This window comes from Chryseobacterium sp. CG10_8 (assembly GCF_058117085.1).
Window position 1 is genome coordinate 1 of record NZ_JBYVEB010000078.1, and the last position, 15386, is coordinate 15386.

Sequence of the window (15386 nt, forward strand, 5' to 3'; positions counted from 1 at the left end):
TCCGTTGAAACTCAAATATCGATAGACTTTTAAACTTTACCTCCATTATTTTAATTAGCTTTGCTGTAAAGATAGGACTTTAACAATATCTTTTAGATGCCTAATTCAATAAAGTTTTTTAAATATTCTCAAACCTCACCGTATTGAAAACCGGTCTAAAATGCTTGACAGAACGATAATTTCCTTATTTTTGTAAAAATAATCCACTTTGAAACATCTAAAACCGGATTACTCCCACCTCCAACCTAATCAACCCATCGGAATCTTTGATTCTGGTGTTGGTGGCCTTACAGTTGCTAAAGAAATTAAGCGTATTCTTCCATTTGAAAATTTGATTTACTTTGGTGATACCAAGCATCTTCCGTATGGTGACAAGTCCAAGGAGGCTATTATTGGGTATGCTAGAAAAATTACCGAATTTTTATTAGAGAAAGGTTGTAAAGCTATTGTAATTGCTTGTAATTCAGCGACAGCAGCTGCGTTACCAGAGATTCTGGAATTAGTGGATGGACGAGTTCCTGTTATTGATGTAATTAATCCCGTTGCTGAAAAAGTTTCGTTCGAAATTCATAATGATATAGGAGTCATTGCAACCAAGGCAACTGTTAATTCTGGGTTGTACAAAAAAGCAATTAGAAAGCATAACCGATATATTGAAGTTCATGAATTAGCCACTCCGCTTTTGGTTCCTGCAATCGAAGAAGGATTCACAGATCATCCGATTACGCAAAGTATCATCGAGCATTATCTTAGTCAAAAGAAATTAGAGAACATTGAGACGCTTATACTTGGTTGTACGCATTATCCATTGCTCATTAATGAAATTAGAAATTACTACGAAGGTCGAGTAAGAGTCATTGATTCTCCTCGAATTGTAGCTAATTATCTTAAAATGATTTTGGAGCAGCACAAACTACTCAATCTTGGTAATCCAGAGTCGACTTACACATTTTATCTTTCAGATATCACTAAAAACTTTGAAAAAATTTCGAAAAAATTCTTTGGAAAAAGTATTCAGTTGGAACTGAAAGTGCTTTAATTCTAGATAATTACAATTCAGGTTCTACGGCTTTAGCTTGGAAAAAACTAAAACTTAAATTACCGTACTTTCTTGTTTCTGTCAAAAGTTCGTGTTCCAATTGAACTCGGCTTTGATGCTCTAAAACAAAAACACCATTTTCTTTCAGAAAGTTGTTGTTGAGTATCAATGAAATCATTTGATGATACTCCTTTTCCGAAGTAGTTTCAAATGGAGCATCTGCAAAAATAATGTCGTACTGCTTGTTTCCTCGGTTTTTCTGTAACCAATGGAAAACATCAGCCTTAATAATATTTAGAGAAAGAGACAAATCCAATTCTGCAGCTGTCGTGTGAATGAAATGAGTGTGCTTAGGATTCATTTCAACTGAAGTGACGTCTTTGCATCCTCTCGAGGCAAATTCTAAAGAAATAGAACCAATTCCTGCAAATAAGTCCAAAACCGAACAGAACTCAAAGTCATATTGATTATTGAGAATACTGAACAAAGCTTCTTTTGCAAAATCGGTGGTCGGTCTTACTTCAAAATTTTTGGGAGCGGCGATTCGTTTGCCTTTCCATTTTCCGGAAATGATTCGGTACATATTTTTGTGATATAAATGATAATTGATGAAAGATAATAGATTTTGGTGTAAACCGTCATCAATTCAAAATAAAATTCTTTTTGCTGGTATTGTCAAAAACAATTCTCAAGTCTTTGACAAATTTCTGTAGTTCGGATATAAAAGTGTCGTTCTCTACGGTTTCTCCATACACGTAAAATTGCGTTTCGTCCAAGATAAAGCCAATCTTATTAAGTGTAAACATAACAAAGTACAAGAAATCTACTTCCGAGCTTACATCCAAATTATTATATAACACCAACTTCTTTTCATCCAGCGCAAAAAACTCACATTGGTGATGATATAGGTTGATGTGGATTTCTTTACCACCTCTTGAGTTGACGGAATTCAGGAATTTTTCCCCTGAAAAATTAAATGTCGTAGGAAGATTCTTTTCCTTAATCCTTTGATAGAATTCCTTTGGGAAAGTGTAATAAAACTGTACTGCCATCTTTTTGTTAATCGAAAGCATCAGTTCTTCATTATTTCTGTCGGCATCGGAATTGTACTCAATCAAATCGTAACCTAACTCGTGTTGGTCGAAGTTTTCAGGCATTAGTGTGAAATGATTAATCGCCGAAACCACACTGATTTTGTCGTAAGTTTCTTTTTCCAAAATGGAATTGAGTTTTTCACTCACCAAATTTCCTTCGGAGTTTTCGTCTTTGAAATAAGAGTGGCCATGCAGAATTTTCTTCCCTTCCGAAATCAAAAACTGAATGCCATCTTGTATAAAAAGTAAATGAAGCGTTTTCATAGGATGACGCAAATTTAACTAAAAATAAACAATCACCGAACCGCTTTGTTGATGAAGGATTTCTTGATTGTGAAAATCGATTTCAGTTTGGGAAGTTAATGTATCGTAAACCATGTTCTGTAGGGTTCCGTCGCCGATTCCGTGGATGATTTCGAGTTTCTTGATTTTGTTTTTTCGACAGAAATCCAAAGTCTCGATTAATTTTTCTTTTTGCATGAATAATCGCTCAAAAGCATCATAGTCCAGAGGATTTTTAACCAGTTGTTCAAAATGTAGATCCAAAACCATTTGCTTTTTGGAGTGTTTTTTAGAAACCGGTTTTGGGATTTCAGGTTTAATTTCAATATCCAAGTTCTCGTAAAGTTCGATTTCCTGAATGACAACTTTATTTCTGGTGTATTGATGTGTAAAACCGAATTCGTCTTTCAAAACAATAGTGTTGCCATGAACAGAAGTAATCACTCCTTTCATATCATCATCTATTACTGCAACTCGGTCTCCTATTTTCATTTTATATCTTTGTTAAATCATCCCATCAAAAATTCTTCTAAAATTTTCGACACCCTGTCCTTTGGACACCAATGGTATTCAACGATTTTTTTAATTCTTTTAAAACAACACTACATCTCCCTTAACTTAACCTTAGTATCAACCTCAATCTCTATTTTGGTCCCAGTTCGATCACTTCGAGATTTTTGATTTCTTCACCATCTATTTCGAAACGCATCATTGTTCGTACCTGATGCCATCCTTGTTTCCCGACTGCACCTGGGTTAAGATGTAATAACTGATACTTTTCGTCATACATCGCTTTGAGGATATGCGAATGGCCAGAAATAAATAATTTCGGAGCTTTTCCCTGTATTTCCTTTCTCGCTAAAGGGGTATATCGACCGGGATAACCTCCGATATGAATCATTAATACTTCCACTTTTTCGCAAAAAAATCGATTGACTTCTGGAAACTCACTGCGGATTTTAGCATTATCAATATTTCCATAGACCCCTTTGAGAGGTTTTATTTTTTCGAGTTTTTCGATGACATCCATGCTTCCGAAATCTCCACAATGCCATATTTCATCAGCTTCTTGCGTATAATCCAAAATTCTTTCGTCCATGTAAGAATGAGAATCGGAGAGGAGTAGGATTTTGGTCATTGAGAAATTTGGTTTTCGGGGACAAAAATAAAGAAAGTAATTTTCTTTATCTTAGCAAAAATCAAAATTCTAATGAAACGTACGCTTTCTTTTTTTCTATTTCTTTTTTCATTTCTCTTTTTTGCACAGGTTGAAGAGAAAAAATTGGATGAACTTATCCAGAATACTTTGAAGACTTTTGATGTTCCGGGAATGTCAGTTGGGATTATTAAAGATGGAAAAATGGTTTATTCTAAAGGATTTGGAGTGCGTTCTTTGAACTCGAAGCAGAAAATGGATGATGAAACTTTGGTCGGAATTGCTTCCAATTCCAAAGGTTTTACATGTACTGCTTTGGCAATTTTGGCTGACGAAGGAAAACTGAATTTTGATGATAAAGTTTCCAAGTATATTCCAGAATTTCAAATGTATGACCCTTATGTTTCACAAGAGATTACGATTAAAGATTTGGTGACTCATAGAGCAGGACTTGGTTTGGGACAGGGAGATTTGATGTTTTTTCCAGAAGGAGGCAATCTTTCGATTAAAGATATTGTGTATAATGTGAGATACTTGAAACCAGAACATTCTTTCAGAAATAATTTTGATTACAACAATGTCATGTTTATTGTGTCAGGGGAAGTGATTTCGAGAGTTTCAGGATTAAGTTGGGCAGAATTTATCGAACAAAAAATTATGAAACCAGTGGGAATGACGTCGAGTTATGGAAGTTGGAATCGAGCCAAGAAAGCTGGAGTTTCTAATATTATCGAAGCTCACGCTCCAGTTGATGGAAAAGCAATACAAGTTCCCCATGATTGGAATGAGACTGGTAATGCAGCAGGAGGGATTATTTCGAACATTAAAGATATGGCAACTTGGGCTGAATTTTTGATGAATGGTTTCACAACAAAAGATGGAAAGAAATTGGTTTCTGATAAGCAGATTCAGCAACTTTGGCAAGTGCAGCAACCTATTTCAACGGCATTAAAAAATCCTAACGATACCCACTTTTATGGATATGGAATGGGCTGGTTTCTCAGTGATGTTAAAGGTACTTTTCAAGTTCAGCATACTGGCGGACTAGTGGGAACGGTGACCCAGTTTACGCTGTTGCCAGAAAAGAAATTAGGAATTATTGTATTGACCAATCAGCAGAGTGGAGCGGCATTTAACACCATTACCAATACGGTGAAAGATTCTTATTTGGGAATTGAAGACCGTGGTTGGTTGAAGAAATATCAAGAACGTACCCTAAAATATGAAGCGGAAGTAGCAAAAGGAAAGAACGAAGTTTTCTCAAAAGCAACTGAATTTTCTAAAAATAAATCTGCTCAATTGAAGCCAGAACAATACACAGGTACTTATCATGACGCATGGTTTGGGGATATTGAAGTTACAAAGGATCGAATTGTCTGCAAAAGTTCGCCAAGGTTGAAAGGACAGGTGATTCCTTATTCAGCTAATATTTTTATCGCAAAATGGGACGATAGAAGTTATGATGCTGATGCTTTTTTCATTATTGATCTGGACGAAAAAGGAAACGCTACTTCAGCGAAAATGAAACCGATTTCGGATATTACTGATTTTAGCTTTGACTTCGAAGATCTAGATTTGAAGAAAACAAAGTAGCTAATTATTGGATAGTTTCTTGGTCTAGTTTAGCAATTTTTAGTTCTTCTTTGAGCTGATTTTCCTCAAAGAAATGTTGAAGTTCGGTTAGTTTTTTTTCGTTATCAAATTTCCAACTAGAATTAAGTTTTCTTTGACAAAGGGAACAAGCTCTAGCGGTGCGAGAATCAGTTTCAGATAAAGAATTAGTACCATTCATAACACATTTGGCATTAAGACAGTGACTAAGTCCAAACATGTGACCGATTTCGTGAGAACTAATTTTTATTGTTCTTTCAAGGCTTTTTGTGAAATTTTCGGAGGTCAATTGTCCATTATGAAATCTATAAATTGAGGTTACACCAACTCCGTCATGATACGAGGCGAGTCCAAAAACATAATTCCATTCGGGTTTTGGATAAAGGTCTTTGGGGGTAATTCCCATCATCACGATACCATCTTTCGGAATCTTATTTTTTAGAATGTTATCAAGAATATAACTCGCCAAAAGCTGCTCATTCCCTTCATTATTGATTCTTCGTTTGTCATTTGGAATTGTTTTGTCGTCAATAATTGGAAGAATTTTGGTCTCTAGTTGAAAATAAGCGGTCAAATAAATTTGAACTAGCTGGATTTCTTTCAGTTCAAGATTGCTGAATTTTCCAATAGGTTGGAGGTAGATTACCTTCTTTTCTTGAGTAGGAACAATTTTTTTTAAAGCTTTGAAATTGTCAAAAGTTTGAAATTTTTCTGACCTTCCATATCTCCAATCACCTAGCTGTGGTTTTTCTAATTTGATGTCGTTCTCTGCGATAGCGTCAAAGTAATTGATCTCTTTTTTATCTTTATGACAAGAAAAAAGACTTACGAAAATAAGTCCCAATAATATTTTAAATAGCCCATTGGTGCTAAATTTTCTTCGGCTCATAGAAGAAAACCATCTTGGTATTAGCACCTTCAAATTCTGCCCAAGAATTACAATCTGCTTGGAAACCTGCTATTCCACACGTTGGAAAATGGATGAATGCTTCTGCGATATAGTTAGCAAAATTAGAGATACCGTTGTTATGGGAAAACATCGCAACCGAATCTAATGAATCATCTAATTCTGTAATGACTGATAGGAAATTATCTTCCGAAGGATGGTAAAGCTTCTCATGGGTAGAGCAATCCAATTGAAAATTTTTGTTAAAAATTTCGCACGTCTGAGAAGTTCTTAATGCTGGACTCGTTACAAATTTTTGAATCTTAATTCCTGTACTTTTAAGGTAATTAGACATCATTTCTGCATCTTCCAAACCTCGTGGAGCAAGGGGACGATCGAAGTCGTTAACGTTTTCTGGCCAATCACTTTTGGCATGCCTTACCAGGATTAAAGTTTTCATTTGAAGTTTTTTAAAGAGTTAAAAGTACAAAATTTTTATTATAACCAAGTTGGTTAAGCCTTTGGGTTGATTTTAATTTTCATAAATTTGCAAAATGGCACAGATAATGGCTATTGATTTTGGGAAAAAACGTTGTGGAATTGCAGTTACGGATGATATGCAAATTATTGCCAGCGGATTAGAAACGGTAGAAACAACTCGGATTTTCGATTTTTTGGAAAGGTATTTTAGCCAACATCAGGTGGAGAAAATTGTTGTAGGATTACCAACTGATCTCAAAGGGAATCTTTCTGAAGTGGAAGTGGATATATTGGCATTTATTCAGAAGTTTGAAAGTCAGTTTTCTGGTGTTCCTGTGGAAAGAATGGATGAGCGTTTTACTTCAAAGATGGCATCTTTTGCGATAAGCCAGAGTGGAAAGTCCAAAAAGCAACGTCAAAGTAAGGAGCTGATAGACCAAGTGAGTGCTACCATTATTTTACAAAATTATTTAGAAAAGAAATCGATATGATTTTACCAATAAGAGCATTTGGAGACCCTGTTCTCAGAAGAGAGTGCGAAGAAATTAATAAAGATTATCCTAATTTGAAGGAGTTGATTGCTAACATGTTTGAGACTATGTATGGCGCTAACGGAATTGGATTGGCAGCTCCACAGATTGGACTTAATATTCGACTCTTTATTGTGGATGTTTCGCCTTTGGCGGATGATGAAGATTACGAGGACATTGCCGATGAGTTAGAAAGTTTCAAAAAAATATTTGTCAATGCCAAAATTTTGGAGGAGTCTGGAGAAGAGTGGAAGTTCAACGAGGGATGTCTTTCTATCCCAGATGTGAGAGAGGACGTTAAGAGAAAATCGAATATTTTGATTCAATATTTTGATGAAAATTTCGTTCAACATACCGAAACTTTTTCCGATATTCGTGCCCGAGTTATTCAACATGAGTATGATCATATAGAAGGTATTTTGTTTACCGATCACTTGAGTACACTCAAAAAGAAGTTGGTGAAAGGGAAGTTGGGTAAGATTTCTAAAGGGGAAGTTAGTACCAGCTATGCAATGCGATTTCCTAAGTAAAACTGATGATATATAGATTGATAACAATTAATAAGTAAGAAATAATATAGATTATGAAGTTAGAAAAAATAATCTCGATCTCGGGAAAACCGGGATTGTTCCGACTGGTTTCTCAGTTGAAAAATGGTTTTATCGTTGAAGATATTACGACCAAAAAGAAAATGAGTATTGGGAATTCTTCTCAAGTAAGTCTTTTGGATAATATTGCAATGTACACCTTTGACAAAGAAGTAGCTTTATTTGAAGTTTTTGGAAATGTTGCACAGCAATTTGATTATAAAGAAGCTATTTCTCACAAATCTTCTGAAGCTGATTTAAGAGCTTTTATGGAAAAAGCTTTGCCAGAGTATGATAGAGATAGGGTATATGCCTCTGATATCAAAAAATTGGCACAATGGTATAACTTATTGCAAAAAGCAGGTTATATTACTCCAGAAAGTTTCATTACTGAAGAGGAGGTTGCTGAAGAAGTAACTGAAGAAAAAGAAAAGTAAGATTAGACTTTTGCAAAATATAAAATCCTTGTCATAGACAAGGATTTTTTTGTGGGCTTATTATATTGGATGTCTATATTTTAGTCAAGAAGGTCTGGCCGTCTTTCTTGAGTGATTTTAAGTGCTTGTTCGTATTGCCAATCTTCAATTTTTCCGAAGTTTCCGCTGAGTAGAATTTCAGGGACTTTTAGACCTTTATATTCTTCTGGTCTTGTATAGATTGGTGGAGATAGCAAATTATCCTGAAAACTATCTGTCAAAGCACTTTGTTCATCATTTAAAACTCCCGGAAGCAATCTAATAATGGAGTCCGCTAAAACGCATGCCGCCAATTCGCCTCCTGTCAAAACGTAATCGCCAATTGAAATTTCCTTGGTGATATGCAAATCCCTTACACGTTGGTCGATTCCTTTGTAATGACCACATAAGAAAATCAAATTTTTTTTTATGGAAAGGGTGTTTGCCATCTTTTGATTGAGCGTTTCGCCATCTGGAGTAAGATAGATGATTTCGTCGTAATTTCTTTGAGATTTGAGCTGAGAAATACAATTATCCAAAGGTTCTACCATCATCACCATTCCTGCTCCACCACCATAGTTTTCATCATCAATTTGGCGATGCTTGCCAAGTCCCCATTCTCTTAAATGATGGAAATGGACTTCCACCAAGCCTTTGGTCATCGCTCTTTTCAAAATCGAAGTCTGGAAAGGGCTTTCCATCAGCTCTGGCAGAACGCTTATAATATCTATTCTCATTGTAAAGTCTTATTTTTTTTTGCTGGCATTGTGATCAATCGCAAGGACGAATCGGTGTTGAAGTAGCTCCACATCCAATTGAAGAAAATGGCAATTTTGTTTCGTACCGAAAGAATCAACATCAAGTGGAGAAACATCCAAAAATACCATGCAAAAATACCTTGAAATTTCCAACCTGGCAAGTCAACAACCGCGCGGTGTTTCCCTATCGTTGCCATACTTCCTTTATCCTGATATTCGTATTCTTTCCAATCTTTTTCTGAATTTTTTAGAAAGTTGTGAGCTAAATTTTTCCCCTGATTGATTGCTACATTCGCCACTTGCGGATGGCCTTTTGGATATTTTGGAGTCTCCATTAGGGCGATATCACCGATTGCAAAGATGTCTTCATAGCCTTTCACACGGTTGTACCGGTCAACTTTGTAACGGTTCCCGGCCAAAATATCAGGATTGAGACCCGGGATCACATTTCCAGTGACTCCAGCTGCCCAAATTACATTATTACTTGGAATGAAATTCCCATTATTGAGCGTTACACGATCTCCATCATAATCCGTTACTCTCACTCCACTAAGAAAATCAACACCTAATTGTTTAAGATATTGTTCCGATTTTTTTTGAGCTTCTTCACTCATTACATGAAGTGGAGTGTCCGTTGAACTCACCAAAATGATTTTGAGATCAGCGAAATTCATGTAGGGATAATCGCGTGGTAGAACTTCCTTCTTCATTTCTGCAAAAGCACCAGCTAATTCAACTCCCGTTGGACCACTTCCGACAATGACAATATTCCAGTTGCCGTCGTCACTTCTTTTTTTCTCGATAAAAAGCCTTTCGAAGGTCAATAGAACTTGATTCCTAATCATAATCGCTTCTTGAGTGTTTTTCATTCCGTAAGCGAGATGAGAAAGCTTTTCGTTACCGAAAAAATTGGTTTTGCACCCAGTTGCGATGACGAGTTTGTCATAAGTAAAAGTCCCATCCGAAGTTACTATTTTGTGAGAATCAGGATGAATTTCTTCTACTTCCACCATTCTATATTGGATATTGCGAGAACGCTGAAAAATTTTTCTAAAAGGAAAGGAGATATTGCTGGGTTCAATCCTGCCACAAGCTACCTGATAAAATAGCGGCTGAAACATGTGATGGTTCATCCGATCGATAATAATGACTTTTTGGTTCTTTTTGCCATTCAGTTTTCTTGCAAATTGCAAGCCGGCAAAACCACCTCCGATGACTATAATTTTATCTCTCACTTTGCAGGGTATTTATGCAAATTTAGTTAAATTTTAAAAAGAGAATTTTCTCAGAACGCAGATTATAAATCAATTTTAAATGATATTTTTGCAGACGCATGGCAAAATCGACCACAAAAAGAAAACACCGTAGCAAACGATTGCAGTCTCGTAAAAAACTTCAGTTGCGAAGAAGAATTTTATTGGGATCGATTCTCGTTTCTTTGTTTTTTGCAGGTTGGTTTCTGAAGGATAAAGTCACGTATTACTATTACACCTACTTTAACCGATTTGAACATCGCAACCTTAAAAATTCTGAAAAAGAATCCCGCAGAATCAAAAATATTATTGAAGATAATACGGATAAGACTTTTGGTATTGATATGTCTCACTATCAAAATGTGAAGGACGTTAATTGGGATAGTCTTAGTGTTGGCAATGGAGCTATTCCTATTGATTTTGTGGTTCTCCGAGCAACAATGGGGAACAAAAAAACAGACCGTAACTTCGATGAGTTTTGGGAGTTAGCCAAGAAGCATGATAAGATAAGAGGTGCCTACCACTTTTATAGGGCAGACGAAGATCCTGTTTTGCAAGCCAATAATTTTTTAGCTAATGTTAAATTGGAAAGTGGCGACCTTCCACCCGTTTTGGACATTGAAAAAATTCCGAAAAGAAAAACTAAAGAAAAATTAGTTGAGGACCTGAAAGTTTGGTGCAAGATTATTGAAGACACCTATGGCGAGAAGCCTATTATCTATACTTATTACTACTATTATCAGGATTATCTCAAAGGTGAATTCGATGGATATCCGATTTGGATGGCCAATTATAATGATGTTCCCGCTCCTTCGCCAGATGATGACTGGGATTTCTGGCAGTTTACAGAAAACGGAATAGTTTACGGAATCAATACCAAAGTTGATCTTGATATCTATAACGGAAGTCTTTGGAGTCTGAAAAGATTGACGTTGGATTAATCCTCTGGAGTAATTTCGCTCTTTTTTGCGGAGAAAATTTTGTTTTTGAAATTTTGAAATTTTCGGCGAACTTCCCCTTGTAGTAAGATGTTAACAAACTTTTTCTCAATCCAATGATGAAGAGGTAGAAGCATGGAGATGATAACAATCTTCACTCCCAAAATGATGTATGGGTCGCCATTTGACCACTGATGAAGTTGGCTGTCGATAATCAAAATAATATATTCGAAGAAGATGATAAAGGAGATGAAGCTCATGGATTTCATCCACCAATTGGGAAGGTTGTAAAGCGACAAGGTAATGACTGTCATTATAATGAGAAGGATCCCCAATGTGATAATAAGGTATTGTATATTGTGTTTTTGGTTCAGTTTGTCGATGCTTTTTTCTCTTTCCAGCTCTTTGTGCGCAAAGATGGTATTGAGTTCGATTTTCTTGATATTTTCGTTGTTCAGGGTTTCGATGTAGCTGTAATTAGAGTTGTTGAGCATTCTTAGAAAGTAATTGGATCTCTCGTGGTTTCCTTGCTTGTCATGAAAAGCAATTATTTTTTTTCCCAAATCTATTTGTTCTTTATATAATTTGGTTCTAATACTGTAATTGTGAGCAATTTCGAGGTCGCTTTCCGCTTCTGATGCGAAATTGTTTCTTTCCTCTAATTCGCTTTTCCTGAGATGGTAATTGTAGAGGTAATATGGATTTTGGCTTTCGAGGTCTTGCCCTGCAAGTTCAAAGTAGATTTTTGCAGAATCTTTCTTTTGGTCTTGTTCTGCGATATAAGCTTTAATTCTATAATAGAGCGAAATGTTGTTTTGTTGAAGAGATTGCAGATCTTCCATATTTTTAGTGTACCACATTTTTAGTCCTTGGAAGTCCTGTTTGTCTATAAAACAGCTTCTGAGAGAGCTTTGTGCAAAGGAGCAAAGTTGTGGGATGTTTTTTCGTTTTCCGAAATTATTGATGTTTTCGCCAATTTTGTAGACGACATTATTGTCCATCGTTTTCACAAACACCGAAAGTCGATTGGCTTCGTTGTAATACCATTTGATAGAATCAACAGGGTGATGGCTTTGGAGTATTTGCTTTATTCTTTGGGTGTATTCCAATGATTGTTCATAATTTCCTTCGTTAAAGTAGAAGTCGGATAACAACTTTAATGAAATGTATTGTAGGCTGTCGTTTTCGATGTCCGAAGCCATGTATTGAGCGTCTAAAAGTGATTTTAGCTGTTCGAAAGATTGATTTTGCTGTCGATTGATTTTACTTTGGATAATGAGTTTCTGGATTTCATTTTTCTCATTCTTCTTTTGAGTGTTGGTAGCGATTCCCAAGATAACGGCAGCCTCCTCTGGTTGTTTTTTTTCAAGGAGAAATTCACACATTTGGAAGTAGGCTTGGGTTGCTAAATGCGGACTTTCTAATTTATCAGCGTAATTAAGCGCTTGCCGAAGGAAAAATTGACCTTCTTTGAGGCTAAGTTTTTCCAAATCTTTATCCCTGAGCGAAGAAATGTAGCAGGAAGCAATCGTGAGACTATCTTCAAAACGGAGGGCCTTGCTCAATGCGATATCAACCAGCGAATCTGCAGCTGAGACATTCATCATAGTATCTTTTTGCTTGGTTGCTTCATTAAGAAGACTGATAATTTGCGACCGCTTTAATTCATCATAACTATGCTTATTTTTTTTGCAGCTCAAAAAAAAGAATCCGAATGATAGAAATAGAAAGATGATATTATTTCGCATAATTTTTTTAATATTTTTCAATAAAATTTAATTTATTTTTAAAAATATTTAACGTAAAGGTAAATAAAATAAAAAAATAGAACTACATTTATATTAAATTAACCAGAAAACCCATTTGTGATGAAAAAAGAATTAACTTATCTAAGTGTTGTATTGTCACTGATACTTTCTACAACATGCAGTGGTCAACAACCAATAGCTTCAACTGTGGTCGCGTTGCCACCTCAATTCCCTATCGAAGGTATGCAAGCGATAAGCAATGAAACATACACCCTTGCTGAAGCCAAGGAAGATTTTAATAGTTTTCGCAGAAGCATGGGATATCTCGACGCTGCGGGAAGAAGTCAGGATTCTAAAAGTGGCTATTATGATATCAGTACAGAAACATTAGCTACCCTTTTGAAAGAAGCTGGACAACAAGGTTGGACCAAGTTAAGAATCTATCATGGTCTGGACCGTAATGGAGAAAAGATTCTTATTGTTAATGGCTTAAATGTCGATGGCAATGGAAAGTTGCAAGAAAGTGCCAAATCAGGTTCAGAGCTTGTCGTCAAGGTAAGTGATGCATCCTTTGCGCCTGGTTCGGAATGTCCGAGATGGTGTGATATTTCGAGTACCGCTTTGGGAAAATAATTTATTTAGCGATTGATATTAAAAAAGATGAAAACAATTATTTTTTTACCTTTTTTGAGGTCTAACAATGAATTTTGAATTTCTTGTTTATTGAATGTTGTGAAGTAAATTACTTTTTAAAAAACTTCAAAACCATATCATTGAACTCTTCCGGCTTTTCTTGTATAAGCGAGTGTGTTGCACCTTTCACTATTTTCAAAGTAGCATTAGGAATCGATTTTGCGATAGTTTCGGTATGTTCTGGAAGAATTATGTCAAATTCTCCTGCTACAATTAAGGTTGGACTTTTGATTTTTCCCAAATCAGGAGCAGAAAGATTAGGCTCATCAAGCATCAGGCGAAGAAGTCTAATTCCATTGAGGTTTTCGGGATTTTCTTTTTCTTCTTTTTCCAAAGATTGTTTCATATTGACAATGTCCGATTCTGCAACTCCGTTCGGCGTGGTATTGGCACCTATCGCAACCAATTTGTTGGTGTTATCTGGATATTTCATGGCATAGATTAATCCAATAATACCTCCATCGCTCCATCCAATAATGTTTGCCTTCTTGATAGAAAGGTGGTCTGCGAGGTTCTTGAGATGATCTGCAAAAAGCTCGTAAGTAAAATTTTCTTTGGTGTAATCTATGGAATTACCCTGAGCACGTGTATCAACAGCAATTACTTTGTAATGTTTTGAAAGTTCAGGAATCTGTTTGTAAAAAGCCTGAATATTTCCTCCATTTCCATGTAAAAGAAATAGCGGTTCTCCGCTTCCATAGATTTCGTAATACATTTCCAAATCTTTGGTTTTGTAATATTTTCCAACAGCACTATTATTTCCGTATTTGTATTTTTCTATCTCGTCTTTTATTTCTTTAATCGAGGTTGGATTATTGGCAAATTGGTCTTCAATGTCAATGCTTTTTTTATCGTCTTCGTCGATGTTTTTGTAATTTTTATCCACTTTGACATCAATATTGATTGCAGGACTTGCCACAGGAACTTTTTGCCATTGCCCATCGAAATTTCGATAGACCGCAGAATTTCCGAACAAAGCACCGCTTAAATATAATCTACCTTCAAAATGATTAAGAATCTCAAAGCCTATATAGAAATTGGCGTTCATCCAAATTTTATATTTAGAAACATCCAAAGTATAAGTGCCGTCAACAATTTTATCAGCAGTAATTTCGTCATGAATATCTTGCGAATTAATGAGATTCATTTTCTGGTCATAGAAGTTAAATCTGATGAAAACCGGTCTATCACTTTGGAAACTTGCAATGTTGAGGTGTATTTTTTCTATTTTCGTCTTCTTACTGGTTTTGAATAAAATAGCGACTTCCTTCGAACGGTCAGTGTCACCAATCGATGGATTGTGTCCAATCTGTACACTTTTTGTTTTGGTATTATTTCCCCAATTTTTAGAAACCAATTTCTTAGGACTAATCTTGACTTCTTGGATTGATTTTACTTTCTCAGAAAGCACAATTGTAAAGTTATTTTTCTTGGAGAAAGTCGCAACTGGCATTTTAAATACTTCATATCCGCCAGTCTCTATTTTTACGTTTTTTGTTGGTTCAATTTTGGAAACATCAAATGAAAAATTTCCTTTTTCGTCTGCAATCGTTCCATTGTTTTCTCCTTCGATTCCGATTTTTGCATAAGGAACGGGAGACTTATTTTCGTTACTAACGATTTTTCCTGAGACAACTTGCGCTTGATAAAATAGATTGATAAAAAGTACAAATAAAAAGCAGATTTTTTTCATAAAAAAGTTTGTACAAAAATTGAAATATTTCTGAAATAAACTTCCCTATAAAAGGTTAAAAATTGAGTCCTATCCGTTAAATTATTTTAAAATGTAAATTTAACTTTTCTGAACGAGCAGAAGTTCTGTTTTTTGACAAAAAGATGGAATTATAAATCTTCTTTAAATTTTCTTTATTTCATT

At 35.5% G+C, this 15386-nt stretch carries 17 protein-coding genes; 7 read left to right on the plus strand and 10 right to left on the minus strand.

What is annotated here, in order from left to right; all coding sequences use genetic code 11:
* The first annotated feature begins 208 nt into the window (after window positions 1-208).
* On the plus strand, window positions 209-1039 hold the full coding sequence (gene murI / locus AC4AGG_RS11960; protein WP_489772239.1) for a glutamate racemase: 831 nt from the start codon (window positions 209-211) through the stop codon (window positions 1037-1039).
* Between the two features lie 10 nt (window positions 1040-1049).
* Here the strand turns inward: murI and rsmD are convergent, their stop codons facing one another.
* The 4 genes from rsmD to AC4AGG_RS11980 form a co-directional block, all read right to left on the minus strand.
* A complete protein-coding gene (rsmD, locus tag AC4AGG_RS11965) occupies window positions 1050-1622 on the minus strand; it encodes a 16S rRNA (guanine(966)-N(2))-methyltransferase RsmD (protein WP_489772240.1) in 573 nt (190 codons plus the stop codon).
* Between the two features lie 58 nt (window positions 1623-1680).
* On the minus strand, window positions 1681-2397 hold the full coding sequence (locus AC4AGG_RS11970; RefSeq protein ID WP_489772241.1) for a DUF3822 family protein: 717 nt from the start codon (window positions 2395-2397) through the stop codon (window positions 1681-1683).
* 18 nt (window positions 2398-2415) lie between these two features.
* The gene (locus AC4AGG_RS11975; protein ID WP_489772242.1) at window positions 2416-2907 is read right to left on the minus strand and encodes a DUF8465 domain-containing protein; all 492 of its coding nucleotides are present in this window, start codon (window positions 2905-2907) and stop codon (window positions 2416-2418) included.
* A gap of 151 nt (window positions 2908-3058) precedes the next feature.
* The gene (locus AC4AGG_RS11980) at window positions 3059-3553 is read right to left on the minus strand and encodes a metallophosphoesterase family protein (protein ID WP_489772243.1); all 495 of its coding nucleotides are present in this window, start codon (window positions 3551-3553) and stop codon (window positions 3059-3061) included.
* Window positions 3554-3625: 72 nt separating this feature from the next.
* On the opposite strand from AC4AGG_RS11980, the gene AC4AGG_RS11985 reads away from it, so the two are divergent.
* A complete protein-coding gene (locus tag AC4AGG_RS11985; protein WP_489772244.1) occupies window positions 3626-5164 on the plus strand; it encodes a serine hydrolase in 1539 nt (512 codons plus the stop codon).
* A 4-nt stretch (window positions 5165-5168) separates the two neighbouring features.
* On the opposite strand, the gene AC4AGG_RS11990 is transcribed toward AC4AGG_RS11985, so the two are convergent.
* The gene (locus AC4AGG_RS11990; protein ID WP_489772245.1) at window positions 5169-6071 is read right to left on the minus strand and encodes an archaemetzincin; all 903 of its coding nucleotides are present in this window, start codon (window positions 6069-6071) and stop codon (window positions 5169-5171) included.
* The gene (locus tag AC4AGG_RS11995) at window positions 6052-6528 is read right to left on the minus strand and encodes a SixA phosphatase family protein (protein WP_489772246.1); all 477 of its coding nucleotides are present in this window, start codon (window positions 6526-6528) and stop codon (window positions 6052-6054) included. The genes AC4AGG_RS11990 and AC4AGG_RS11995 overlap by 20 nt, the downstream gene beginning before the upstream one ends.
* Window positions 6529-6622: 94 nt before the next feature.
* Between AC4AGG_RS11995 and ruvX the strand changes: the two genes are divergently transcribed.
* From ruvX to AC4AGG_RS12010, 3 genes are read left to right on the plus strand one after another with little or no spacing between them, the layout of a single operon-like run.
* A complete protein-coding gene (ruvX, locus tag AC4AGG_RS12000; protein ID WP_489772247.1) occupies window positions 6623-7039 on the plus strand; it encodes a Holliday junction resolvase RuvX in 417 nt (138 codons plus the stop codon).
* A complete protein-coding gene (gene def / locus AC4AGG_RS12005; RefSeq protein WP_489772248.1) occupies window positions 7036-7608 on the plus strand; it encodes a peptide deformylase in 573 nt (190 codons plus the stop codon). The genes ruvX and def overlap by 4 nt, the downstream gene beginning before the upstream one ends.
* 53 nt (window positions 7609-7661) lie before the next feature.
* Window positions 7662-8102, plus strand: a complete 441-nt coding sequence (locus AC4AGG_RS12010; protein WP_489772249.1) for a DUF5606 family protein — start codon at window positions 7662-7664, stop codon at window positions 8100-8102.
* Window positions 8103-8182: 80 nt separating this feature from the next.
* On the opposite strand, the gene trmD is transcribed toward AC4AGG_RS12010, so the two are convergent.
* Together trmD and AC4AGG_RS12020 are read right to left on the minus strand one after the other, a co-directional pair.
* Window positions 8183-8857: a tRNA (guanosine(37)-N1)-methyltransferase TrmD gene (gene trmD / locus AC4AGG_RS12015; RefSeq protein ID WP_489772250.1), complete on the minus strand. Its 675-nt coding sequence runs from the start codon at window positions 8855-8857 to the stop codon at window positions 8183-8185.
* Complete coding sequence (locus AC4AGG_RS12020) at window positions 8854-10125, minus strand: NAD(P)/FAD-dependent oxidoreductase (RefSeq protein WP_489772255.1); 1272 nt, start codon at window positions 10123-10125, stop codon at window positions 8854-8856. Before AC4AGG_RS12020 ends, trmD begins: the two co-directional genes overlap by 4 nt.
* Before the next feature lie 86 nt (window positions 10126-10211).
* Here AC4AGG_RS12020 and AC4AGG_RS12025 point away from each other — a divergent pair, with 86 nt between their 5' ends.
* A complete protein-coding gene (locus AC4AGG_RS12025) occupies window positions 10212-11072 on the plus strand; it encodes a glycoside hydrolase family 25 protein (RefSeq protein ID WP_489772251.1) in 861 nt (286 codons plus the stop codon).
* Here AC4AGG_RS12025 and AC4AGG_RS12030 read toward each other — a convergent pair.
* On the minus strand, window positions 11069-12676 hold the full coding sequence (locus AC4AGG_RS12030; protein WP_489772252.1) for a hypothetical protein: 1608 nt from the start codon (window positions 12674-12676) through the stop codon (window positions 11069-11071). The two genes, AC4AGG_RS12025 and AC4AGG_RS12030, sit on opposite strands and share 4 nt — an antisense overlap.
* A gap of 261 nt (window positions 12677-12937) precedes the next feature.
* Here AC4AGG_RS12030 and AC4AGG_RS12035 point away from each other — a divergent pair, with 261 nt between their 5' ends.
* Window positions 12938-13450: a hypothetical protein gene (locus AC4AGG_RS12035; protein ID WP_489772253.1), complete on the plus strand. Its 513-nt coding sequence runs from the start codon at window positions 12938-12940 to the stop codon at window positions 13448-13450.
* Window positions 13451-13559: 109 nt separating this feature from the next.
* Here the strand turns inward: AC4AGG_RS12035 and AC4AGG_RS12040 are convergent, their stop codons facing one another.
* On the minus strand, window positions 13560-15203 hold the full coding sequence (locus AC4AGG_RS12040) for an alpha/beta fold hydrolase (protein ID WP_489772254.1): 1644 nt from the start codon (window positions 15201-15203) through the stop codon (window positions 13560-13562).
* Between the last annotated feature and the right edge of the window lie 183 nt (window positions 15204-15386).

Bases quoted from the DNA above. Each gene is read 5' to 3' on its own strand.
- rsmD (WP_489772240.1), bottom strand. From the start codon at position 1,622: ATGTACCGAATCATTTCCGGAAAATGGAAAGGCAAACGAATCGCCGCT.
- ruvX (WP_489772247.1), top strand. From the start codon at position 6,623: ATGGCACAGATAATGGCTATTGATTTTGGGAAAAAACGTTGTGGAATT.
- trmD (WP_489772250.1), bottom strand. From the start codon at position 8,857: ATGAGAATAGATATTATAAGCGTTCTGCCAGAGCTGATGGAAAGCCCT.
- AC4AGG_RS12025 (WP_489772251.1), top strand. From the start codon at position 10,212: ATGGCAAAATCGACCACAAAAAGAAAACACCGTAGCAAACGATTGCAG.
- AC4AGG_RS11970 (WP_489772241.1), bottom strand. From the start codon at position 2,397: ATGAAAACGCTTCATTTACTTTTTATACAAGATGGCATTCAGTTTTTG.
- AC4AGG_RS11995 (WP_489772246.1), bottom strand. From the start codon at position 6,528: ATGAAAACTTTAATCCTGGTAAGGCATGCCAAAAGTGATTGGCCAGAA.
- AC4AGG_RS11985 (WP_489772244.1), top strand. From the start codon at position 3,626: ATGAAACGTACGCTTTCTTTTTTTCTATTTCTTTTTTCATTTCTCTTT.
- AC4AGG_RS12030 (WP_489772252.1), bottom strand. From the start codon at position 12,676: ATGATGAATGTCTCAGCTGCAGATTCGCTGGTTGATATCGCATTGAGC.
- def (WP_489772248.1), top strand. From the start codon at position 7,036: ATGATTTTACCAATAAGAGCATTTGGAGACCCTGTTCTCAGAAGAGAG.
- AC4AGG_RS12040 (WP_489772254.1), bottom strand. From the start codon at position 15,203: ATGAAAAAAATCTGCTTTTTATTTGTACTTTTTATCAATCTATTTTAT.
- AC4AGG_RS12010 (WP_489772249.1), top strand. From the start codon at position 7,662: ATGAAGTTAGAAAAAATAATCTCGATCTCGGGAAAACCGGGATTGTTC.
- AC4AGG_RS11980 (WP_489772243.1), bottom strand. From the start codon at position 3,553: ATGACCAAAATCCTACTCCTCTCCGATTCTCATTCTTACATGGACGAA.
- AC4AGG_RS11990 (WP_489772245.1), bottom strand. From the start codon at position 6,071: ATGAGCCGAAGAAAATTTAGCACCAATGGGCTATTTAAAATATTATTG.
- AC4AGG_RS12035 (WP_489772253.1), top strand. From the start codon at position 12,938: ATGAAAAAAGAATTAACTTATCTAAGTGTTGTATTGTCACTGATACTT.
- AC4AGG_RS11975 (WP_489772242.1), bottom strand. From the start codon at position 2,907: ATGAAAATAGGAGACCGAGTTGCAGTAATAGATGATGATATGAAAGGA.